Raw genomic sequence first — 2,287 nt, forward strand, 5'->3', positions numbered from 1 at the left:
TCCCTGCGGCCAACATCGTGCAGCTGACCATCAAGATGTAGCCATTGGTGATCCAGGCAAGCTCCATCGCTCCACCACCAAGCTCTGAGCGAATGACAGGAACCGCGAGAATTCCTGCTGAAAAGCAAAGAGGCATTGCAAGGAGAGCAATGCACACGCATGCCACCATCCTCCATCCTTCTAAGAGACGCTCCACGGGCACGTTCCTGTACAGTCGAACATAGGAAAGCAGGCCCCATCCGAGGCCAGCAATCAACACATACTGCCCATAAAACCGAGAACTAATCCCGGCCCTATGTCAGATGATCAAGCAACAAAGCCACCGTCCACGACTAGCGAGTGTCCAGTGATGTAGCTGGCTTCATCCGATGCCAAGAACAACACTGCTGCCGCAACCTCATCGGAAGTGCCCTTTCGGCGAGCCGGGATGGACTTCTTATAGGCTTCAGGATCAGACGCGCCGACGCCCCGGTTCATCAGGTGAGCGGCAGTCGGCAGGATCGAGGCGGAGTTGCCACGAATGTCGGTTGCAATCACGCCAGGGCACACGGTGTTGAAAGTGATGCCAGAATCGGAGTGAGTGGTTGCCATTTGGCGGGTCAGACCGATAACAGCGAATTTCGATGCAGTGTAAGAAGCACCATCAGCACGGCCTACCAACCCACCGATCGACGAAGTGTTGATCACTCGGCCTACACCGCGTGGAATCATATGCTTGAGAGCAGCCTGGCAGCCGAAGAAGGTGCCTTTTAGGTTGATCCCGGTGATCTGATCCCAGAGCTCTTCCGTCGTCTCCATCACATCGGCGAAACCATCGAACACGCCAGCATTGTTTACGATGATGTCCAGCTGGCCGAACTTGTCGATAGCGGTCTGCACCAGTGCTTCGACTTGCTCTTTAGATCGAACATCCGTGCGGACAAATAGGACGTCGCCACCCAGTTCCTGGATTTCGGCCACAGCTTTTGCGCCCGCTTCTGGCTGAATGCCGCCGATCACAGTCTTGACGCCGGCGACCGCGAGATTGCGAGAAATGGCCAGACCGATACCAGTCTCTCCGCCAGTCACGACAGCAACTTTACCCTTCAGATCAAACATGGCTCACCTCGTGTAAATTCAGTTTTCATTAGTCAGATGCACTTGATCAAACCTGCACTGGCTCGACCAAGCTCACGCTTTCAGAGACCTACAGAGTCGCGTTGGGCCCCAAGAGACGGATGACGCAATCCTTGAGATGATCAGCGCACTTTGATACTTCAACAGTGTTTGCAGAAACGCCTCCCAGCATCCCATCGAGCAAACTCCAGATCGCCTTGATAGCGAACTCGTAACTCGGCACGGTAAAAACCCCTGCTTGAACACCTCGATCCAAAACTTTGTGGATGAGCCGCTCATGATTGAGCAGTAAATCCCTAAGCCTTCTGGCATCCCCGTCGTCTAGGCTGCGCTTTTCCCGAACCGCGAGCAGATGGAGCTCCTTGTTGCGAGAAGCGTGGAGGAAGTACTGCTCAACGTATGCTCTAATCTGGGCCGCAGGTGCTTGAGTCTCATTCACGGCAAGCTTCAACCCAGCTAACAGGTTCTGCTCAGCCTCATAAATCAGCTCGAAAAGCAGCTGCTGTTTGCCGTCGATATGGTTGTAGAGCGATCCGACCTGGATGCCGCTCATGTCTGCAATCCTTCGTAAGCTCACCGAACCAAATCCTTCTGCTGCAAATAGCTTCAAAGCAGTGGCCCGGATAACTCCCGCCCTTACTACGGATTTGTTGTCGTTGCCGGAGAGATGCGACGTATTCATAAGAGGCCCCAACACGGATATAAAACGTTGTTAGAGAGTTTGCGAAATCGGGTGACCAGCAAAAAGATCTCTGCGAAGTAGCATGCTAACTGGTGGAGTTCCCCCCCCGCACAGAGCCTCGGCGATATCCTCGCCTACAGCAATTGCAGCCGCCGGGTTCGTGCCATGCCCAATTCCAAGGTAAAGCCCACGGTATCCTTCAGGGCGACCCACATACGGAACTCCATTGGGAGTGAGCGGAACCATGCCAGTGAATACACCCGGGATTCCCTGGCGAGCTGAGCTTGCGCCCAAGCCGTTTTCCACAGCCCTGAGCGGCAGAATCAACCCTGCTGAGGTGAGTAAAATCTGGCTTTGCAGGCCCGCGCAAACGACGACCTCATCTACCATAATGGCACCGCTCGCTGTATCGACCCCGTGCACCTCATTGTTGATTCTAAGTAGGCAATGAACAGGATCGGCCTCAAGGATTCGTACCCCAGAATCCCG

At 54.4% G+C, this 2,287-nt stretch carries 2 protein-coding genes and 2 pseudogenes; all 4 read right to left on the minus strand.

The genetic code is table 11. From position 1 onward, the window contains the following. A pseudogene (locus ACRESJ_RS20285) lies at window positions 1–196 on the minus strand (hypothetical protein); the annotation flags it as partial. A gap of 110 nt (window positions 197–306) precedes the next feature. After that, window positions 307–1,098, minus strand: a complete 792-nt coding sequence (locus ACRESJ_RS20290; protein ID WP_431759485.1) for an SDR family NAD(P)-dependent oxidoreductase — start codon at window positions 1,096–1,098, stop codon at window positions 307–309. An 88-nt stretch (window positions 1,099–1,186) separates the two neighbouring features. After that, a complete protein-coding gene (locus ACRESJ_RS20295; protein WP_431759486.1) occupies window positions 1,187–1,798 on the minus strand; it encodes a TetR/AcrR family transcriptional regulator in 612 nt (203 codons plus the stop codon). A 30-nt stretch (window positions 1,799–1,828) separates the two neighbouring features. After that, window positions 1,829–2,287, minus strand: a pseudogene (locus ACRESJ_RS20300) (hypothetical protein); the annotation flags it as partial.

The sequence above is a fragment of the Pseudomonas sp. genome, from assembly GCF_050739655.1.
Taxonomy (GTDB): domain Bacteria; phylum Pseudomonadota; class Gammaproteobacteria; order Pseudomonadales; family Pseudomonadaceae; genus Aquipseudomonas.